The organism is Ferrimonas balearica (assembly GCF_019802085.1).
GTDB classification, from domain to species: Bacteria; Pseudomonadota; Gammaproteobacteria; order Enterobacterales; family Shewanellaceae; genus Ferrimonas; species Ferrimonas balearica_B.
Genome location: NZ_JAHVHV010000006.1, coordinates 158,558 through 175,753 on the forward strand (window position 1 = coordinate 158,558; position 17,196 = coordinate 175,753).

The 17,196-nt window shown below is 64.8% G+C and carries 14 protein-coding genes; 12 read left to right on the forward strand and 2 right to left on the reverse strand.

What is annotated here, in order from left to right; translation table 11 throughout:
- Positions 1 to 144: 144 nt before the first annotated feature.
- Both KUV81_RS18800 and KUV81_RS18805 read left to right on the forward strand, forming a co-directional pair.
- The gene (locus KUV81_RS18800) at positions 145 to 1,677 is read left to right on the forward strand and encodes a glutamate synthase-related protein (protein WP_222545436.1); all 1,533 of its coding nucleotides are present in this window, start codon (positions 145 to 147) and stop codon (positions 1,675 to 1,677) included.
- A 66-nt stretch (positions 1,678 to 1,743) separates the two neighbouring features.
- Complete coding sequence (locus KUV81_RS18805; protein WP_222545437.1) at positions 1,744 to 1,992, forward strand: hypothetical protein; 249 nt, start codon at positions 1,744 to 1,746, stop codon at positions 1,990 to 1,992.
- A gap of 33 nt (positions 1,993 to 2,025) precedes the next feature.
- On the opposite strand, the gene KUV81_RS18810 is transcribed toward KUV81_RS18805, so the two are convergent.
- Positions 2,026 to 2,715, reverse strand: coding sequence for a hypothetical protein (locus KUV81_RS18810; protein WP_222545438.1), 690 nt, complete (start codon positions 2,713 to 2,715; stop codon positions 2,026 to 2,028).
- Between the two features lie 281 nt (positions 2,716 to 2,996).
- On the opposite strand from KUV81_RS18810, the gene sigZ reads away from it, so the two are divergent.
- The 4 genes from sigZ to gorA all read left to right on the forward strand — a co-directional run bounded on the left by sigZ (position 2,997) and on the right by gorA (position 6,425).
- Positions 2,997 to 3,539, forward strand: a complete 543-nt coding sequence (gene sigZ / locus KUV81_RS18815; protein WP_222545439.1) for an RNA polymerase sigma factor SigZ — start codon at positions 2,997 to 2,999, stop codon at positions 3,537 to 3,539.
- A gap of 104 nt (positions 3,540 to 3,643) precedes the next feature.
- Positions 3,644 to 4,441: a glutathione S-transferase family protein gene (locus KUV81_RS18820; RefSeq protein WP_222545440.1), complete on the forward strand. Its 798-nt coding sequence runs from the start codon at positions 3,644 to 3,646 to the stop codon at positions 4,439 to 4,441.
- 84 nt (positions 4,442 to 4,525) lie between these two features.
- Positions 4,526 to 4,951 carry a hypothetical protein gene (locus tag KUV81_RS18825; RefSeq protein WP_222545441.1) on the forward strand — a complete coding sequence of 142 codons (426 nt, stop codon included), beginning with the start codon at positions 4,526 to 4,528 and terminating at the stop codon, positions 4,949 to 4,951.
- A 118-nt stretch (positions 4,952 to 5,069) separates the two neighbouring features.
- On the forward strand, positions 5,070 to 6,425 hold the full coding sequence (gene gorA, locus KUV81_RS18830) for a glutathione-disulfide reductase (protein WP_222545442.1): 1,356 nt from the start codon (positions 5,070 to 5,072) through the stop codon (positions 6,423 to 6,425).
- A gap of 208 nt (positions 6,426 to 6,633) precedes the next feature.
- Here gorA and KUV81_RS18835 read toward each other — a convergent pair whose 3' ends face one another.
- Entirely contained in the window at positions 6,634 to 6,906 is a 273-nt protein-coding gene (locus KUV81_RS18835) for a hypothetical protein (protein WP_222545443.1), read from the reverse strand.
- Between the two features lie 516 nt (positions 6,907 to 7,422).
- On the opposite strand from KUV81_RS18835, the gene KUV81_RS18840 reads away from it, so the two are divergent.
- The 6 genes from KUV81_RS18840 to KUV81_RS18865 all read left to right on the forward strand — a co-directional run bounded on the left by KUV81_RS18840 (position 7,423) and on the right by KUV81_RS18865 (position 17,193).
- The gene (locus KUV81_RS18840; RefSeq protein ID WP_222545444.1) at positions 7,423 to 7,746 is read left to right on the forward strand and encodes a c-type cytochrome; all 324 of its coding nucleotides are present in this window, start codon (positions 7,423 to 7,425) and stop codon (positions 7,744 to 7,746) included.
- A gap of 27 nt (positions 7,747 to 7,773) precedes the next feature.
- Positions 7,774 to 9,474 carry a DUF3373 domain-containing protein gene (locus KUV81_RS18845; protein ID WP_222545445.1) on the forward strand — a complete coding sequence of 567 codons (1,701 nt, stop codon included), beginning with the start codon at positions 7,774 to 7,776 and terminating at the stop codon, positions 9,472 to 9,474.
- A 43-nt stretch (positions 9,475 to 9,517) separates the two neighbouring features.
- Positions 9,518 to 10,900 carry a tetrathionate reductase family octaheme c-type cytochrome gene (locus KUV81_RS18850; protein ID WP_222545446.1) on the forward strand — a complete coding sequence of 461 codons (1,383 nt, stop codon included), beginning with the start codon at positions 9,518 to 9,520 and terminating at the stop codon, positions 10,898 to 10,900.
- Between the two features lie 492 nt (positions 10,901 to 11,392).
- Complete coding sequence (locus KUV81_RS18855) at positions 11,393 to 13,957, forward strand: hypothetical protein (protein ID WP_222545447.1); 2,565 nt, start codon at positions 11,393 to 11,395, stop codon at positions 13,955 to 13,957.
- Between the two features lie 126 nt (positions 13,958 to 14,083).
- The gene (locus tag KUV81_RS18860; RefSeq protein ID WP_222545448.1) at positions 14,084 to 14,647 is read left to right on the forward strand and encodes a hypothetical protein; all 564 of its coding nucleotides are present in this window, start codon (positions 14,084 to 14,086) and stop codon (positions 14,645 to 14,647) included.
- A complete protein-coding gene (locus tag KUV81_RS18865) occupies positions 14,644 to 17,193 on the forward strand; it encodes a CHAT domain-containing protein (RefSeq protein WP_222545449.1) in 2,550 nt (849 codons plus the stop codon). The genes KUV81_RS18860 and KUV81_RS18865 overlap by 4 nt, the downstream gene beginning before the upstream one ends.
- Positions 17,194 to 17,196 lie beyond the last annotated feature (3 nt).

Below are 17,196 nucleotides of genomic sequence, written 5' to 3' on the forward strand. Positions count from 1 at the left end.
CCGCACCTGCGACCCGGGGCATTGGGGGTTACCCAATAGATGGAGACTTTGCCCCATAAGTTCAAGTCCCTGGTCACGATTGGGGCCATCGCCCGTGCCACTCTGGGCTAGGCTTTGAGCACGGTCGACCCCCAGGAGCTTCCCATGGACAAACCCGTTATCGCCGCCAAGCGGCCCGCCAAGGTCACGCTGCAAAAGGGCAAGGAGTACTGGTTCTGCCGCTGCGGCCGGTCCGCCAAGCAGCCCTTCTGCGACGGCTCCCACAAGGGCACCACCTTCACCCCCCAGCCTTTCACCCCGGACAAGGATGGCGACGCCTTCCTGTGCCAGTGCAAGCAAAGCGGCAACCAGCCCTACTGCGATGGCAGCCACCAGAGGATCAGCGACGACCAGGTGGGGGAAGCGACCGCCCCAAAGGCTCAGGGGGATAAAGCCCCCACCGCCGAACCCACCCCCGAAGAGCCCGACGTCGCCTGGATCCACCGCCTGGCCCGGGAGGGGCTGGAGGGGGTTGGCCCCCATGGGCCCATGGCCGCCATGGGCGTGCCCCGAACCCGCCTGCCCCAGTGGGACGCCATCCAGCTGATGGTGGCTCAACTGGCCCGCCAGCCGCTGCTGGAATCGGCGTCGGTGGACACCACTCTGGTGGTGGGTCCGCGGGCACGACGGCCCCTGACCCTGGCCACCCCGCTGCTGATCTCGGACATGAGCTTCGGCGCCCTCTCCCGGGAAGCCAAGATCGCCCTGGCCCAGGGGGCGGAGGGGGCCGGCACCGGGATCTGCTCCGGCGAGGGGGGGATGCTGGACGCCGAGCAGGCCGAGTGCCAGCGCTACTTCTACGAGCTGGCACCGGCGCGTTTCGGCTTCGATGAGGCCAAGCTCAGGCGGGTTCAGGCGTTTCACTTCAAGGCCGGTCAGGCGGCCAAGACCGGCATCGGCGGCCACCTGCCCGGCAACAAGGTGACCGAGGAGATCGCCACGGTGCGGGGCCTGCCGCCGGGGCAATCGGCGGTCTCTCCGGCCCGCTTCGAGGACTTGAGCTCCCCGGCGGACTTTCGCCGCTGTGCCGACCGGGTGCGGGAGGTGACCGGCGGGATCCCCATCGGCTTCAAGCTCTCCGCCAACCACGTGGAGCGGGACATCCAGTTCGCCCTGGACGCCAGCGCCGATTACCTGATCCTGGACGGTCGGGGCGGTGGCACCGGGGCGGCGCCGCTGCTGTTTCGCGACCACATCAGCGTCGCCACCATCCCGGCCCTGGCCCGGGCCCGCCGCTACCTGGACGCCCAGGGGGCCCATGAGGTCACCCTGATCATCACCGGCGGCCTGCGCACCCCCACGGACTGCGTCAAGGCCCTGGCCCTGGGGGCCGACGGCATCGCCCTGGCCAACGCCGCCATCCAGGCGCTGGGCTGTGTCGGCGCGCGGATGTGCAACACCAACCAGTGCCCGGCGGGGATCGCCACCCAGGATCCCGCCCTGCGCCAGCGCCTGGACCGCATCGAGGGCCCCAAACGGGTCACCCGCTACCTGGACAGCGCCACGGAGCTGATGGCGGTGCTGGCCCGGGCCTGCGGCCATGCCCACCTGGCGGATTTCAATCTGGAGGACATCGCCACCGCCGACCGGGATCTAGTGGCCCTGGCGGGGATCCCCTACGTCGGCCTCGCCCCCTGACTCGCGGATCCGCACATTTTGGCCATACTTGGTTTCCTACGGCATTTCAGTCTGATGGAGGCGATGATGAGGGGCGTTTTGGGGCTGTTGGGCGGAATGATGCTGATCGGATGCAGCGGCACCGAACCCAGGGAAGCGGAGTTGATTGGCACCGACCGGGGCCAGAGCCAGGAGGAGTGTCTGGTGCTGCAACAGCAGTGCCGGGTGGACGCCTACAGCGAGTGGGAGCGGGCCGACGGCAGCTGGGGCTGTGCCTGCACCGAGCCGATGGACCCCAACCGTCAGGCCTTCAGCTCATTGCCGGATCATCGCTGAGCGGGGCGGCGATGCCGCCCCACCCAAGGGGGCTTAGAACTGCATCACCAGGTGAATGCCACCCCAGGTCTGTTCCTCTTCGATCCCCTCGTCGCGCACCACCTGGCGGTGGGCTTCGGTGTGCTCGATCACGCCGACGATCCCCAGGTTTTCACTGAACTGGTAGGCCAGCTCGGCCCCCACCGCCATGTGGTTCTGACCGTCGTGGTCCGGGTTGGCGTAGCCGTAATCCAGGCCGGCGATCACATAGGGGGTCAGCGCCAGGCGCTCGGTCAGGCCAAACTCCCGCTGGATCCCGATCTCCACGAAGCTGCCTTCCGCCTCGGTGCTGTAGACGTAGTCCACGAAGGGCTCAAACCAGCTCAGGCCACCGTAGGCGACGCCGGCGCTGATCTCGTTATCGGACTCGTCATCCTCGAAAAACTCCAGCCGGGTGTAGCCGACGTAGAAGCCGAAGTCCGCCAGCTCAAAACCGTACTCGATGCCCAGGTTGAGCTCGTCGTAGTCCACATCGGAGTCCGCCGCGTAACCGTAGGCGGCGCTGAAGGTCAGCCCGTTGTCCAGGGCCGCGGCACCGCCGGCCCAGTAGATCCCCCCCTGGTCCAGGTTGTCCCGGCCCTCGGAGATGTATTTGCTGTCGTAGCCCAGATCGAATTCCCACTCGACGGCTTGGGCCCCCAGGGTCATGGTGCCCAGTACCAGGGCCAGAAGAGAACGCTTCATCATACTTCGCTCGCGATTCGAGTTAACAAGGTTGAGTTGTTATTGCGAATCAATTGTATTTGCGTTGCCACTTACCAAGTTGTGACCGGGATCAATCCGCCACCGTTTTGTGTTGTTGCCGTTGCGCTTTTGTGAAGCCGGATCGCCCTGGCAGCATTGCAGAGTAAAATGATTGCTGAGTCGGGCCCCAAAGCGCGAATCCGGCTCACGGCAAAAAATCTGCGTCTTTTGCCGGGCGCCGCCGTCTGACCCTACTGGCCCACCATCCGCAGGAGAATTCTGTGCAAACCCATTGGCAGCAACACCGGGCGCAGCTGCGTCAGTACATCAGCAAGCGGGTGGACGACTCGGCCACCGTCGACGACCTGCTGCAGGAGGTCTACCTCAAGGCCCACACCCAGCTGCACCAGTTGCGGGCCCAGGGCAGCCTCACCGCCTGGCTCTACCGCATTGCCCACAACACCATCATGGACCATCACCGCCAGCAGCGACGCTGGCAGGCTCTGCCGGAGGCCGACGAGTTGGCGGCACCGGAGCCGGATCAGGCGGGGCTTGCCCACCAGGAGCTGGCCCAGTGCCTGGTGCCGCTGATCGACGAACTGCCGGAGCGCTACCGGGTGCCGCTCAAGCTGGCGGAGCTGGAGGGGATGGGCCAGCAGGCCATCGCCGATCGCCTCGACCTCTCCCTGTCCGGGGCCAAGAGCCGGGTGCAGCGCGCCCGCCAGCAGCTGCGCCAGAAACTCACCGCCTGCTGCGACATCGAGGTGGGCCGCGGCGGCGTGCTGGATTTTCAGCCCAAGGGCGACCGCTGCGGCAAGTGTTGAGCCCGCACACGAAAAAATCTGCGTCCCTTTGATGCCCACCGCGTCTTACTCCCCGAATCGACATTAATCGCGGGCCCCGACGGCCCCTTCGAGGAGTTTTCCCCATGTTGAAAGTGATCAGCTTTACCATCTGCCCCTTCGTCCAGCGGGTTACCGCCCTGCTGGAAGCCAAGGGGATCCCCTACCAGGTGGAGTACATCAGCCTGAGCGACAAACCCCAGTGGTTTCTCGACCTCTCCCCCAATGGCCAGGTGCCCCTGCTGGTGACCGAGCAGGGCGACACCCTGTTCGAGTCCGACGCCATCGTCGAATACCTGGAGGAGGCCTACCCCGCCCTGCAACCGGCGTTGAGTCCGGTGCAGAAGGCCCAGAACCGCGCCTGGAGCTACCTGGGCAGCAAGCAGTACCTGGTGCAGTGCGGTGCCCAAAGCAGCAAGGACGCCGACACCCTTAAGACCCGCAGCGAGAAACTGGCCACGGCCTTCGCCAAGGTGGAAAAGGTGCTGGGTGAGCACCGCTTCTTCAACAGCGACAGCCTCTCCATGGTGGACATCGCCTGGCTGCCGCTGCTGCATCGGGCCCAGATCATCAAGGACGCCACCGGCTACGACTTCTTGCACGGTTTCCCCAAGGTGCAGGCCTGGCAGGCGGCGGTGATGGCCACCGGGCTGGCCCAGAAGAGCGTCGCCGAGGCCTTTGACCAGCGCTTTGCCGACTACTACCTGTCCGAGCAGACCCTGCTGGGCCGTTGCCAACGCACCTGCGCCCCCTGCGACTGCCACGCCCAGAACCTGGAGGCCGACTGCTGTGCCGAGGCCGAGATCCGCCGCTGCACGCCAATGCCCGCCACCAGCGGGTGCTGCGACAGCAGCGGCTGCGGTGACGACAGCCGCTGCGGCTGAGCGCGTTCTGGGGAGGGCTGCCCTCCCCGAGTCGACTGGGGTACCATCGGAGCATCCGGCTTTTTAACAAGGAAGGTAAGAAGCATGAGGTGCACTACATCGGGGCGATGGCGCCCCATCGGCTTGACCCTTGGCCTGGCGCTGGTGCTCAGCGGCTGCCAGGGGGTGCGTGTGAACACCAACCTGGCGCAGGTGGTGCCCACGGTGGCCGCCCAGGCCGGCGTCAAGGAGTACGGCCAGTCCCAGCTCAACCGGGAGGAGACGGCCATCCTCGGCGCCCTGAGGGCCGAAGGGTGCCTGGCCCGAGCGCCCGGGCCCCAGGAGTCCGCCGCCGAGGCGTTTCGCCACACCCGGGGACGGGCGGTCGCCGAGCTTAAGGGCCAGGCGGTGGCTTTGGGAGGCAACGGCATCGTGCTGCACCGCTGTCAGGACCGCACTTTGGGCGATACCCACTGCCACTACCTCTCCGAGTGCGAGGCCACGGCGCTGTTGGTTCGTCGTACGCCCTAACCGTCCCCACCGATAGGGGCAATCCCTTGTTTGCGGTTGAGCCCGCCCCCAGATCAGGGTACAACTCCGCCAACGCGACTTTGCGCCCCACACGGGGCCTTTGAAAGGAAATCCACTCATGGCACAGCAATTTGACTACATCGTACTGGGCGCCGGTTCCGGCGGCATCGCTTCAGCCAACCGGGCCGCCATGCGCGGCGCCAAGGTGCTGCTGATCGAGGCCCAGCACCTGGGAGGCACCTGCGTTAACGTCGGTTGCGTGCCGAAAAAGGTGATGTGGTTTGGCGCCCAGGTGGCCGAAGCGGTGAACCTGTACGGCCCGGACTACGGCTTCGACGTCACCGTCAATAACTTCGACTGGGGCAAGCTGGTGCAGAGCCGGGAAGCCTACATCGAGCGGATCCACGGCGGCTACAACCGCGGCCTGGACAGCAACGGCGTCACCCTGGTGAAAGGCTTTGGCCGCTTCGTCGACCGCAACACCGTTGAGGTCAACGGCGAGCACTACAGCGCGCCCCACATCCTGATCGCCACCGGTGGCCGCCCCACCATCCCGGCCATCCCCGGTGCCGAGCACGGCATCGACTCCAACGGTTTCTTCGCCCTGACCGAGCAGCCCAAGCGGGTGGCCGTGATCGGCGCCGGCTACATCGCCGTGGAGCTGGCCGGCGTGCTGCACAGTCTGGGCAGCGAAACCCACCTGCTGGTGCGCAAGCACGCCCCGCTGCGCAGCTTCGACCCGATGATCGTCGAGACCCTGGTCAAGCTGATGGAGGCGGAGGGCCCGACCCTGCACACCCACTCCATCCCCAAGGAGGTGGTCAAGGAGGCGGACGGCAGCCTGACCCTGCACCTGGAGAACGGCAACAGCCTGAACGTGGACACCCTGATCTGGGCCATCGGTCGCGAGCCGGCCACCGACAAGATCAACATCGAAGCGGCGGGCGTCACCGTGAGCGAGCGCGGCTACATCCCGGTGGACGAGTACCAGAACACCAACGTCCCGGGGATCTACACCGTTGGCGACATCATGGAGGGCGGCATCGAGCTGACCCCGGTGGCGGTAAAGGCCGGCCGGGCCCTGTCTGAGCGCCTGTTCGGCGGCCAGCCGGAAGCCAAGATGGATTACTCCCTGGTGCCCACCGTGGTGTTCAGCCACCCGGCCATCGGCACCCTGGGGCTGACCGAACCGGAAGCCCGCGCCCAGTACGGCGACGACAATGTGAAGGTGTACACCTCCTCCTTCGCCGCCATGTACACCGCCGTGACCGCCCACCGCCAGGCCACCGAGATGAAGCTGGTGTGCGTCGGCCCCGAGGAGAAGATCGTCGGCCTGCACGGCATCGGTTTCGGCATGGACGAGATCCTCCAGGGCTTCGCCGTGGCGGTGAAGATGGGCGCCACCAAGGCGGACTTCGACGCCACCGTGGCCCTGCACCCCACCAGCGCGGAAGAGTTTGTTACCATGAGGTAGTTGGGTCGAAACCCCATCAGCACATGGGGTAAGGCTTTGAAAGTTATGCAGCTTAGGCTAGAAGGTGACCTTCTAGCCTTTTTTGTGCCCGAGTGAATCACGCCGAGTGCCACCTCATTTTCTCAAAGAGTTGGCTTCGCTCGACAACAAACCGGCCAGCTTTACGATGAAATCGGGCCATTTGAGCGGCCCCAAAGGTTGGATATATCTAGTCGGCCTTAGGCTGACCTTTCTCGGCGTTTCCTCTTTGAAGCGCAAAGAATGGGAAGAAAATCAGAGCAGCGACCATCATGGTTCTTTTGAACAGGTAGGCATAAAAAGGAAAAGTCTGGCTGATGCTGATTAACTCACCGCTTCTATAAACTTCCCCACTCCACAGAGCTTCAAGTATCCCAAAGAGAAGATTGCATGCGACTACTGCACAAATGATGCGAACCATGATCACCGTTCGGCCGCTTAAACCGCGCACTGCGTTAGACATCAATTTTAACCCTTGGGAGCGTCCGCTTTATCCTCAACCAATTAGGTGGTCGCATCAACCGATCTGAGAGTCACCTCAGTAGCAACGCCTGAAGCTCGGTTAGACGCCCGAGCCGCTTTAGCGACCTTTGGCTCCCGCCAAGCGCCGTCAGCAAACACTCGGCCCCCCATCGGCTCCTCTAAAAAACCGGCCTCTGGCCGGTTTTTTTGTCGCCCCTTTTGCCCCACCGTTCCCGACGCGAAACTCTGGCGCGCCCCATCGGCCGGTTTCGAGACGCCGTTCACAGTTCCACAACATGAGCAACGACTCCCGCCCCACCCCCGCCGGCCTCCGCAGCACAAAAACCTTTAAATTCATACGCATAAACACTTGTTAACGGGGTGTTTGATCCATATCAACAAAGCCTCATATAGGCCGAGCTTATACAGATTTATCTAATTAAGGGGGTTAGCATTTAGTTACAGGGACGTGGCCAAAACGCGTTCCCCATAACCAGAAATGCAACGGGAGACTCCTATGAAAACCCTCACCAAAACCACCCTGGCGGTCATGTTGGTGGCTTTTGCCACCGGGGCCCTGGCCGTGGATGGCGGCAACCCCAAGAAGGGGCGCCACCACTACAAGCGTGAATGCAAGGTGTGCCACAGCGCCGACGGCGCCGGCGGCGAACTGACCCCAATGTCCAAGACCATGAGCCAGTGGGATCGCTTCTTCCAGCGTGACAAGCACAAGAAGCAGCCCGAGGTGTTCCAGGGCATCGACGAGCAGAAGCTGCTGGACATCAACCAGTTCCTCTTCGACCACGCGGCCGATTCCGACCAGCCCGCCACCTGCGGCTAGGCCCTCACCGGACAAAGGAGTGTAATCATGAGAACCCTGATCGCCACCCTGGTTTCCCTGGCCCTGACCGCCCCCGCACTGGCGGCGGATCCCGCCGAACAGGAAGCCCTGAAACAGCGCCTCGATGACCTCAACGAGGAGCTTGAATACCTCTCCGAGCGGCTGGACAAGGCCGAGCGCCACACCGCCACCGATCGCATCCAGTTTACCGGTGACTTCCGGGTGCGGGCCCACACCCTGCACTACCAGGACGTCACCTGGAATCCGGCCATGCTGGTGGACTTCAATGACTTCGGCGCCAAGGCGATGTCCGGTCAGCTTGGGGACCCCAATGACCCGGCCTCCCCGTTGGGGGCCATGATGGCCGCCAACCCCGGCCTGGCCCAGGCCTTTATGAGCGGCCAGCTGCAGGGCGTGATGCCCATGGTGCTGGCGCCCAAGCAAACCTACGACGTCAACAACGACGTACTCTACAACACCCGACTGCGCCTGAACCTCAAGGCCCAGGTGTGGGACAACGTCAGCTTCGCCGGCCGCCTCACCATGTACAAGAACTGGGGCGACTCCACCGGCGTGCAGGTGTTCGACTCCTGGCGCAGCTTCACCATGGACGGCACCAACAGCGGCAACACCAGCGGCGACTGGCTGCGGGTGGAGCGGGCCTACTTCGACTGGAAGGACATCGCCGACAGCAACTTCTACCTCTCCATCGGCCGTCGCCCCTCCACCTACGGGCCGCCGACCCAGTACCGGGAGAACGAGCTGCGCGGCGGCACCCCCTCCGGCCACCTGGTGAACTTCAACTTCGACGGCGCCACCCTGGGCTACAAACTGGGTGAGATCACCGGCGTCGATGGCCAGGTGCTGCGCTTCTGCTACGGCCAGGGCTTCGAGTCCCAGTGGGGCAACGGCGAGATGTACGGCGACATCGTCACCAAGGACACCCACCTGGGCGGCTTCAACTTTGATGCGCTGAACGACGGCACCCACTTCCTGCAGTTCACCCTGTTTGGTGCCAAGGACGTCAACGACGGCTTCAAGGGGCTGATGGCCTTCCCCACTCAGCTGGCGGGGATCTTCGCCCCCACCATGTACCAGGACATGCAGAAGTTTGATGACTTCAACTTCGTCACCCGGGTGCAGCCCTCCAACGTCATCGGCGACATGTACCTGGGCGGCGTGGGTTACGCCTACGAAGGGGACAGCGGCTGGGTGGGCTTCGCCTCCCTGGGCTGGACCCGCACCGAGTCCAACGGCAACGCCGGCCTGTTTGGCGGCATGCTGGCGGACGCCCGCTTCGAGGCGGCGCTCAACGCCGATGGCACCGAGCTCCTGATGGTGCCGGCCGGCGGCCAGGACGCGGGTGATCACGACGGCTACGGCGTCTACGCGGGGATCCAGATCCCGGTCCCGGGCGGCAAGTTCGGCCTGGAGTACAACTACGGCTCCGAATACTGGACCCCCTTCACCCAGGCCCAGGACGATCCCATCGGCAGCAAGCTGGCCACCCGTGGCCACGTGGGCGAGGCCTACTACATCTTCGACATCAATCCGAAGATGTTCATCAAGCTGGCCGGCCTCTACTACGACTACGAGTACAGCGGCAGCGGCACTCCGGTGGGCGCCCCCCAGAAGGTGGACGACATCCTGGCCGGCACCGCCTACTCCATGCTGCCGGTGATCGACACCGCCTACGACATCAACGCCACCCTGGCCCTGAAATTCTGACGCCGACGCGCCCGGGTTCGTCCCGGGCGCCTTAGGAGGACCTATGAAACGGATCTTACTCCCCCTGATGCTCGGCCTGCTGGCCGGGCCGGCGTGGGCGGCCAACCCCCACGCCGAGTTCATCGAGGGGCCCATCACCAGCGGACCCGAGGCCACCGCCCAGTGCCTGACCTGCCACGAAGAGCACGCCGAGGACTTCATCAAAAGCTCCCACTGGACCTGGTCACTGGAGCAACAGCTGCCCGGCCGCACCGTGGACCGCGGCAAGCGCAACACCCTCAACAACTTCTGCACCGCCATCAGCGGCAACGAGCCCCGCTGCACCAGTTGCCACGCTGGCTACGGCTGGGAGGACAACAGCTTTGACTTCGCCGACATCGGCCAGGTGGACTGCCTGATCTGCCACGACACCACCGGCACCTACGTGAAGGACCCGGCCGGTGCCGGCGCCCCCCTGGCCAAGGTCAACCTGCTGCGGGTGGCGCAGAACGTCGGTGCCCCGGTGCGGGACAACTGCGGCAGCTGCCACTTCTACGGCGGCGGCGGTGACGGCGTGAAACACGGCGACCTGGACTCCAGCATGGGCTACCCGGACCGGCAGACCGACGTACACATGGACGTCGACGGCCTGGACTTCCAGTGCCAGGCCTGCCACGACGCGCCCAAGCACCAGATCGCCGGCCAGGCGATGGGGGTTTCCCCCGGCGGACAGAACCACTTCGGCTGCGAAAGCTGCCACGAGGCCGCGCCCCACGACGACGCCAAGCTGGACCGGCACGTCGCCTCCGTAGCTTGCCAGACCTGCCACATTCCGCACTTCGCCAAGAACGAGCCCACCAAGATGGAGTGGGACTGGTCCACCGCCGGTCAGGACCGGGAAGAGACCCTGGATGAGCACGGCCGCAAAGCCTACCAGCGCAAGAAGGGTGACTTTGTCTGGGACACCATGGTGGTGCCGGAATACGCCTGGTACAACGGCCACGGTGACGCCTACGTCATCGGCGACAAGATGAACCCGGAGCAGATCACCAAGCTGGCCTTCCCCCTGGGGGACATCCAGGATCCGGCCGCCAAGATCTACCCCTTCAAGGTGCACCGGGGCCAGCAGATCTACGACGCCGGCCACAACATCTTCGTCACCGCCAAGGTGTGGGGCGAAGAGGGCTACTGGAAAACCTTCGACTGGGATCAGGCCGCCCGACTGGGCATGGCCGCCAACCCGGAACTGCAAAAGATGGGGCTGAGCTACAGCGGGAAATACGGCTTCGCTCCCACCGAAATGTGGTGGCGCATCAACCACATGGTGGCCCCCAAAGAGGACGCCCTGGGCTGCATGGACTGCCACGGCAAGGGCACTCGAATGGACTGGGACGCCCTGGGCTATCCCGGTGATCCAATGAAGAAAGGCGGCAGACAGACCGACTAAGGGGTCTCCCACCCCTCCCTGCAGGTGATTGGGATGGCGAAAGCCATCCCTTTTTTATGCCCAGAACCCACCAAAGATAAGCGGCTTGGGGCGCAATTTTCTATCTGACGCGCTTGACAGCCCGGTGGCCATCGGCAGGTCGAAAAATCTTCACCGATGCCCTTGCAGGCCGCCCCAGATGGACTAGTTTGTTAAATTGCCGAGCCCAATAGGCTCATAAAATACATGGTCTTTGGGCCGTGGCGTTAGTCATTGCCCTGCATAGAGTTGTACTCGAGTTCGCGGTTGCCTGCGGAGGTTTCTATGCGTATCCCTACTCGCCCCCTGCCCATTCGTTTAAGGGCCCTGGCGATCGCCCGCCCCAGCGGGCCCTGATCGCCCTCACTCACCCGCTTTACCGACGCTGGCACAGCTGTTCAGCGCCGGGGTGTTTTTCGGGTCGGTCCTGACCGCTCCGAGAGACGGTTGTACCCCTCTGCTGGGAATGCCCCTATGAAAATCACACCTTCAGTCTCGCGCCTGACGCCCCTGTCGGCGTTAGTGGCCACGCTGGCCCTCGGCTACACCAGCGCCGTTCAGGCGGTGCCCGAGGCCAGCAATCCGGTCTGGAACGATCCGGCCAACACGGCGGACTCCTGCATGGCCGATGCCTACATAGAAACCGGCGGTAAAGGGCTCAAAGACCGCGTCGGTCAGGTGATCAACTGTACCGCGGAAGACGTGGAGATCGCCGAGGTCACCGTCACCGCGGTGGACGGCGAAGGCCCCGACAGCAGCGGCAACTTCACCTGCACCCTGGGGGACACCATCGAGGTGACCGCCGACCTTCGCGTGCGCACCAACGCCGCGGAGCGTTACGACACCACCTTCTTCGTCTCCCGCAATCTCAACTCGCCCCAGGTGGTGCAGCAGGACGATCAGGCCTGCAGCATCCTGGTGCCCAAGAACAACTTTATGGCCACCGGCAACGCCCAGATGCTGGACGCCGACGTCTGTGGCGACATCGCCAAGGCGGGCCTGACAGACGACGAATACACCCTGGTGAGCGCCGTGTTCACCATGACCTGTACCGCACCGGCGGGCAGCGACGAAGTGGAGTTCAACTACTGCGCCGCCTGGGACGTGCAGGAGGACAACAACTGCGCCGTCACCGGGGCCGCACCGGGCCAGGAGCCCAGTTCCAAGGCCAAGTGCAACTGCGACATCCTGCCGCTGGGGATCTTTATCGAACCGGATCCCGCCGGCATCACCAAAACTCTGGTGGGCTCCAACACCAGCGCCGAGCCCAACGGCACCTACGAATACAAGGTCACCATCACCCGTGGCAGCACTGACGCCGATCTGGTGATTACCGACATCGACGATCTCTACCGTTCGGTGGCCGACGACACCACCCCCAGGGTGAACACCAGTGACGCCCCGGTGGTGTTCGACCTGGACAGCACCAACACTGACACCACCACCCCGGATGGCAAGCTGACCCTGCTCGGCGCCGACAACGAGTGTTACGACACCCTGCCGGTGACCCTGACCGCGGGCAGCCCGATGTTCATGTGTAATTTCAAGGTGCGGATCAACGACGAGGATCTGCCGGACGCCGACGATCCCACCGACGAGGTCATGGCCCCGCCGGCCGGCATCGAGGTGTACCAGAACTTCATCCGCATCAGCTCCGAGGACATCAACGGCGACCCGGTTGGCGACGACACCTGTGACGTCACCGACAACGACCTCACCAACGACATGGGCAACTGCTCCGGCGTGATCTCGGTCAACCTGACCAACGTCGATCCGGCGGTATCCATCACCAAGGCGCCGGTAGCCGGCCCCGGTCTTCGGGACGTTGGCGGTGCCTGGTTCGTGGATAACCAGGGCCTGGTGACTTATGAGATCACCATCACCAACAACAGCACCGTGGACGCCCTGACGCTGTTGACGCTCACCGACACCTCGGTGGCCAACCTGCTGAACGACGACAGCGGCACCCCGGCCTGCGACACTGCGCCGATCTCCCTGGCCGCCAATGGGGGTAACTTTACCTGTCGCTACATCGTGGACGTGACCCTGGCCCAGGGGGCCAACTACGTGAACACCGTGGCCGTCACCGGTAAGGACAATGAGAACCGTCGGGCCAGCAACACCGCCTCGGTCACCATCACCCGCGCCACACCGCAGATCGTGCTGGCCAAAGAGGTGGCTCAGTCGGTCAACGTCTCCACGCCCTCCCCGGCGCTCAACTCCAGCCTGTTTATGGACTCGGTCACCATCAATGAGCCGGGCGGCGCCAATAATCCGGTGGTGTACCGCTTCACCATCACCAACGCCAACACCACCACCATGGAGGATCTCAGCGTCACCAGCCTGGTGGACGACACCCTGTTTGGCAGCTTGCGCGCCCTGAAGGCCAGCTCCCAACGGGCCGACGAGTGCAGCTTCCCGCAGACGGTGTCCGTGGGCACACCCTACGTCTGCACCTACGTGGCCGAAGTGGAGGGCAACGCCACCAACGTGGCAGCAACTGCCTACGACGACACCCAGCTGGTGAACACCGCCTACGTCAACGCCACCAGCACCAGCGGTGCGATGATCCAGTCCAACACCGACATGGCCACGGTTCTGTTCCAGGATGTACCGCCCAGCATGGACAGCGAGTTTGGCCTGCTCGGCACCGTCTTCCTCCGGGTGACCAACACCACCTTTGAGGACATCTACCTGAGCAACCTGGAGGTCCTGGACACCGAAGTGGTGGATGGCGCCAACAGCTCCACCGGCGGCTTCATGATCCAGAACGAGGGGGGCACCCTGGGCACCACCGCCGTGCTGGCCTGTCCGGAGCCCATCGCTCCGAACAACTACACCGGTGTGAAAACCCTGACCCCGGGCGAGTCCTTCACCTGCGCCTTCTCGGTGCGGCTCTCCGGCTTTACCGCCGAGGACTTTGCCGACTTCACCGCAGCGGTCACCTCCGGCGATGCCGTGCTGATCCAGTTCGTGGATGAAGAGGGCAGCCCGGCCAACGCCGATGCCGAGGTTCAGGTCACCTCCGATCTGCCCTGAATCGCAGTGATACCCAAAGCCGGCCCCGAGGGGCCGGCTTTTTTTCGGGTGAACAGAAGTTGACCACTTCCACCACTGAGTTAATCTGGTTCAAAACGTCATGGAAGACTGAGGGTTTTCAATCTCATGAGACCACTTCGCCCCGCCTTGCTGGCGGCCCTGCTGCTCGGCGGATGCGCCGGTGTGCCCCTGACCTACCACTCCAGTGGCCTGATGGCCCCCCTGCCCCACGATGGCCCCGGCCTGCCCCTGTGTGCCCTCGACGTTACCCTGAGCGATCCGGACCTGACCGCGGATCCTGTTCACGGTGCTCTGGAAGCGGAGATGGGGCGTCAGGTCACCCGCTTCATTCAGGGGGACGGCCGATTCACGCTGGATCCCGGCCCCAATTGCCAGGGCACTTCGGTGTCCATGGCGTTCACCGACATCAGCGACACCGGCCAGTTCGAGATCTACAGCGAGGGGATGCCCATGACCCTGACCGCCGTGGCCGAGGTGACCTACTGGCGCCAGAGCCAGTCGCCGGCCACCGCCCGAAGCTTCACCCACTCCAGCGTGATGACCGTCCAGCCCGAGATTGGCAACTCCATGGAGGGGCCCAACCTGCTGTTCATCAACAGCGTCCGCAACAAGACCCGGCTGATGGAAGGGGTCCTGACCGAACTGCAAGCCCGTCTGGAGGCCCCATGACCCTGCGCCCACTGCTGCTGACCGCCCTGCTGGTGCCCTTGAGTCTGGGCGCCCGTGAGATCCCGCCGGTGACCGGCAACACCGGCCCCCAGGGCAGCGCCCGGGCCATTGGCCTGTACGAGCTGGGCCGCTATCAGGAGGTGATCGACGGTTACTCCCCCTACGATCTGTCGGATCAGCCCCTGCGCCTGAACGCCTACTGCTCCTCGTTGCTGGCCACCAACCGTTATCGCCAGTTCTTCGACTGCATCGCCATCTGGGACAGTGCCGGTTTTGTCACCACTCCCGGGGTCTCCATGGGCGATAAGGGCCACTTTCCCGGCACCTTGCACACGCCCCCCACCGAACACAGCGACAGCATGCCCGCCGAGGAGATCGAAGCCCGCAAGCACCGCTTGCTGGCCCAGGCCTGGTTCGAGATGGGGGATTATGAGCAGGCCCTGGCCGACGCCGAGCGCGCCCTGGCCCTGTACGACATCGACCACCCCCGATGGCAGCCGGACAGCGAGCGCTACTGGACCCACATCAGCGGCTACGACAGCGCCCGGACCAACGCCGAAAACGCCCTGCCCACCGGCAACGGCAACTCCACCTGGGTGGGGGACATCCTCTACACCCTCTCCCTGGCGGCGCAAAGCGAGATCCTGCTGGGACGCACCGACACCCTGGACCGGCGCCTGGCTCAGCTCGAGCGGATCCACCGGGACGAAGACGGCGACGAGCCCCTCTCCCATTTCTGGCGCACCCGGCAGATCAGCAAAAACCAGGTGCTGTTCGCCGCCGGGCGCTACAGCGAGGTGATCCCCACCAGCAAAAGCGGAGCGGAGCAGTGGGAAGACGTCTGGGGCGGGATGAAAGTGGCCACCGGCGCCCTGGTGCTGGTGGGCAGTGTGCTCAGCGGCAACGGCGGCGCCTTCCACTCCGGCACCGCCTTTATGGAGAGCGGCGCCAACGATCTGCAGCGGGAGCTCAGCGCCCAGATGCAGCGGCGTGAGACCCTGCAGGCGGCCCGGATCGCCACCGAACGGGGCCAGAGCGAAACGGCCCTGACGCTGCTCGACGGCCTGCTGGCGGACAACACCGACGCCCTGGGGGAGGAGCTGCTGTGGTACCTGCATCTGCAGCGAGGCCGGGCCTACACCGCACAGGGCCATCACCAGGACGCCCTGGCGGCCTACCGGGCGGCCATCGACATCGTCGAACAAAGCCGGGGCAATGTCTCCACCGAGGCGCAGAAGCTGGGGTTTGCCAACCGCCGCACCGCGCCCTACCAGGGTGCCGCAGAGGCCCTGCTGGCCCTGGGCCAGGCCGAGGAGGCGCTGATGATGTCCGAGCGTCTTCGTGCCCGGGCCCTGGTGGACCTGCTGGCGGACAGCCGGCTGCGTCAGCCCCTGGCCACGGAGACCCTGGCCCTGGATCAGCTGGTGCCGCCCACCCATCCCGACACCGACTCGCCCTTGCCCACCGCCAGTGCCGAACGGGGCCTGAAGCGCAAGTCCACGGCACAGGCCGCTCCGGCGCTGACCCTGACCCAGAGTCGCCAGGTGGCCTCCCTCAGCCAGGGCGAGATCAGCACCCTGGCGCAGATCCAGGCGGGACTGGAGGAACACGAAGCCCTGCTGGAGTTTTTGGAGGTGGAGGGGCGCTGGTACGCCTGGAAGGTGGATCGGCACGGCGTCGAGGCCAAAACCCTGGCCGCCCCCAAGCTGAGCCAAGAGGTCTTCGACTACATGGGTCACCTGCGCCAGCCCCAGGGACCGGCCCCCACTGCCCAGGCCGAGGTCCTCTACCGCCAGCTGCTGGGGCCTTTCGATCTCAGCCCCTACCGCCATCTCACCCTGGTGCCCGCCGGGGCCCTTAACCAGCTGGCCTTTGCCAGCCTGGTGGACCGGGGCGAGTACCTGATTGAGCGCCACAGCATCAAGGTGTTGCCCAGCGCCTCGGTGGCCCGTTTCCTGGCCAAAGAGACCCGTCAACAGCGGATGTTGGCCCTGGGCAACCCCACCCTGGATCTCCCCGGCGCCGAGCAGGAGGTCCGCCAGCTGGGGCAGCTGGGTTACCAGAGCCACAGCCGGCTGCGCCAGGACGCCTCGGAGACCTTCCTGAAACAGGCCGCGGGGGGCTTTGATCTCATTCACATCGCCTCCCACGGCGTGTTCGACACCCGCCAGCCGGCGGACTCCAGGCTGCTGCTGGCCCAGGACGACCACAACGACGGCACCCTGACCCTGGCGGAGATCTACGATCTGCGCCTGGACGCCAACCTGGTGGTGATGTCGGCTTGTGAAACTGGCCTGGCGCAGGTCACCGAAGGGGAGGAGATCATCGGCCTGACCCGGGGTTTCCTCTACGCCGGCTCCAACAACGTGATGGCCAGCTTGTGGAAGGTGAACGATCAGGCCACTCAGGCGTTGATGACCGATTTCTACCAGGGGGCCCGGGACACCCGCTTCAGCGTCGCCCTGCAACAGGCCCAGATCCGCCGTCTCAAGGCCCAGCCTCACCCCTACTACTGGGCCGCCTTCCAACTCACCGGGGTACAATGAGGT

Excerpts from the sequence above, each read along its gene's own strand:
- gorA (WP_222545442.1), top strand. The coding sequence starts at position 5,070 with ATGGCACAGCAATTTGACTACATCGTACTGGGCGCCGGTTCCGGCGGC.
- KUV81_RS18865 (WP_222545449.1), top strand. The coding sequence starts at position 14,644 with ATGACCCTGCGCCCACTGCTGCTGACCGCCCTGCTGGTGCCCTTGAGT.
- KUV81_RS18845 (WP_222545445.1), top strand. The coding sequence starts at position 7,774 with ATGAGAACCCTGATCGCCACCCTGGTTTCCCTGGCCCTGACCGCCCCC.
- KUV81_RS18860 (WP_222545448.1), top strand. The coding sequence starts at position 14,084 with ATGAGACCACTTCGCCCCGCCTTGCTGGCGGCCCTGCTGCTCGGCGGA.
- KUV81_RS18805 (WP_222545437.1), top strand. The coding sequence starts at position 1,744 with ATGAGGGGCGTTTTGGGGCTGTTGGGCGGAATGATGCTGATCGGATGC.
- KUV81_RS18825 (WP_222545441.1), top strand. The coding sequence starts at position 4,526 with ATGAGGTGCACTACATCGGGGCGATGGCGCCCCATCGGCTTGACCCTT.
- KUV81_RS18855 (WP_222545447.1), top strand. The coding sequence starts at position 11,393 with ATGAAAATCACACCTTCAGTCTCGCGCCTGACGCCCCTGTCGGCGTTA.
- KUV81_RS18800 (WP_222545436.1), top strand. The coding sequence starts at position 145 with ATGGACAAACCCGTTATCGCCGCCAAGCGGCCCGCCAAGGTCACGCTG.
- KUV81_RS18840 (WP_222545444.1), top strand. The coding sequence starts at position 7,423 with ATGAAAACCCTCACCAAAACCACCCTGGCGGTCATGTTGGTGGCTTTT.
- KUV81_RS18810 (WP_222545438.1), bottom strand. The coding sequence starts at position 2,715 with ATGAAGCGTTCTCTTCTGGCCCTGGTACTGGGCACCATGACCCTGGGG.
- KUV81_RS18835 (WP_222545443.1), bottom strand. The coding sequence starts at position 6,906 with ATGTCTAACGCAGTGCGCGGTTTAAGCGGCCGAACGGTGATCATGGTT.
- KUV81_RS18820 (WP_222545440.1), top strand. The coding sequence starts at position 3,644 with ATGTTGAAAGTGATCAGCTTTACCATCTGCCCCTTCGTCCAGCGGGTT.
- KUV81_RS18850 (WP_222545446.1), top strand. The coding sequence starts at position 9,518 with ATGAAACGGATCTTACTCCCCCTGATGCTCGGCCTGCTGGCCGGGCCG.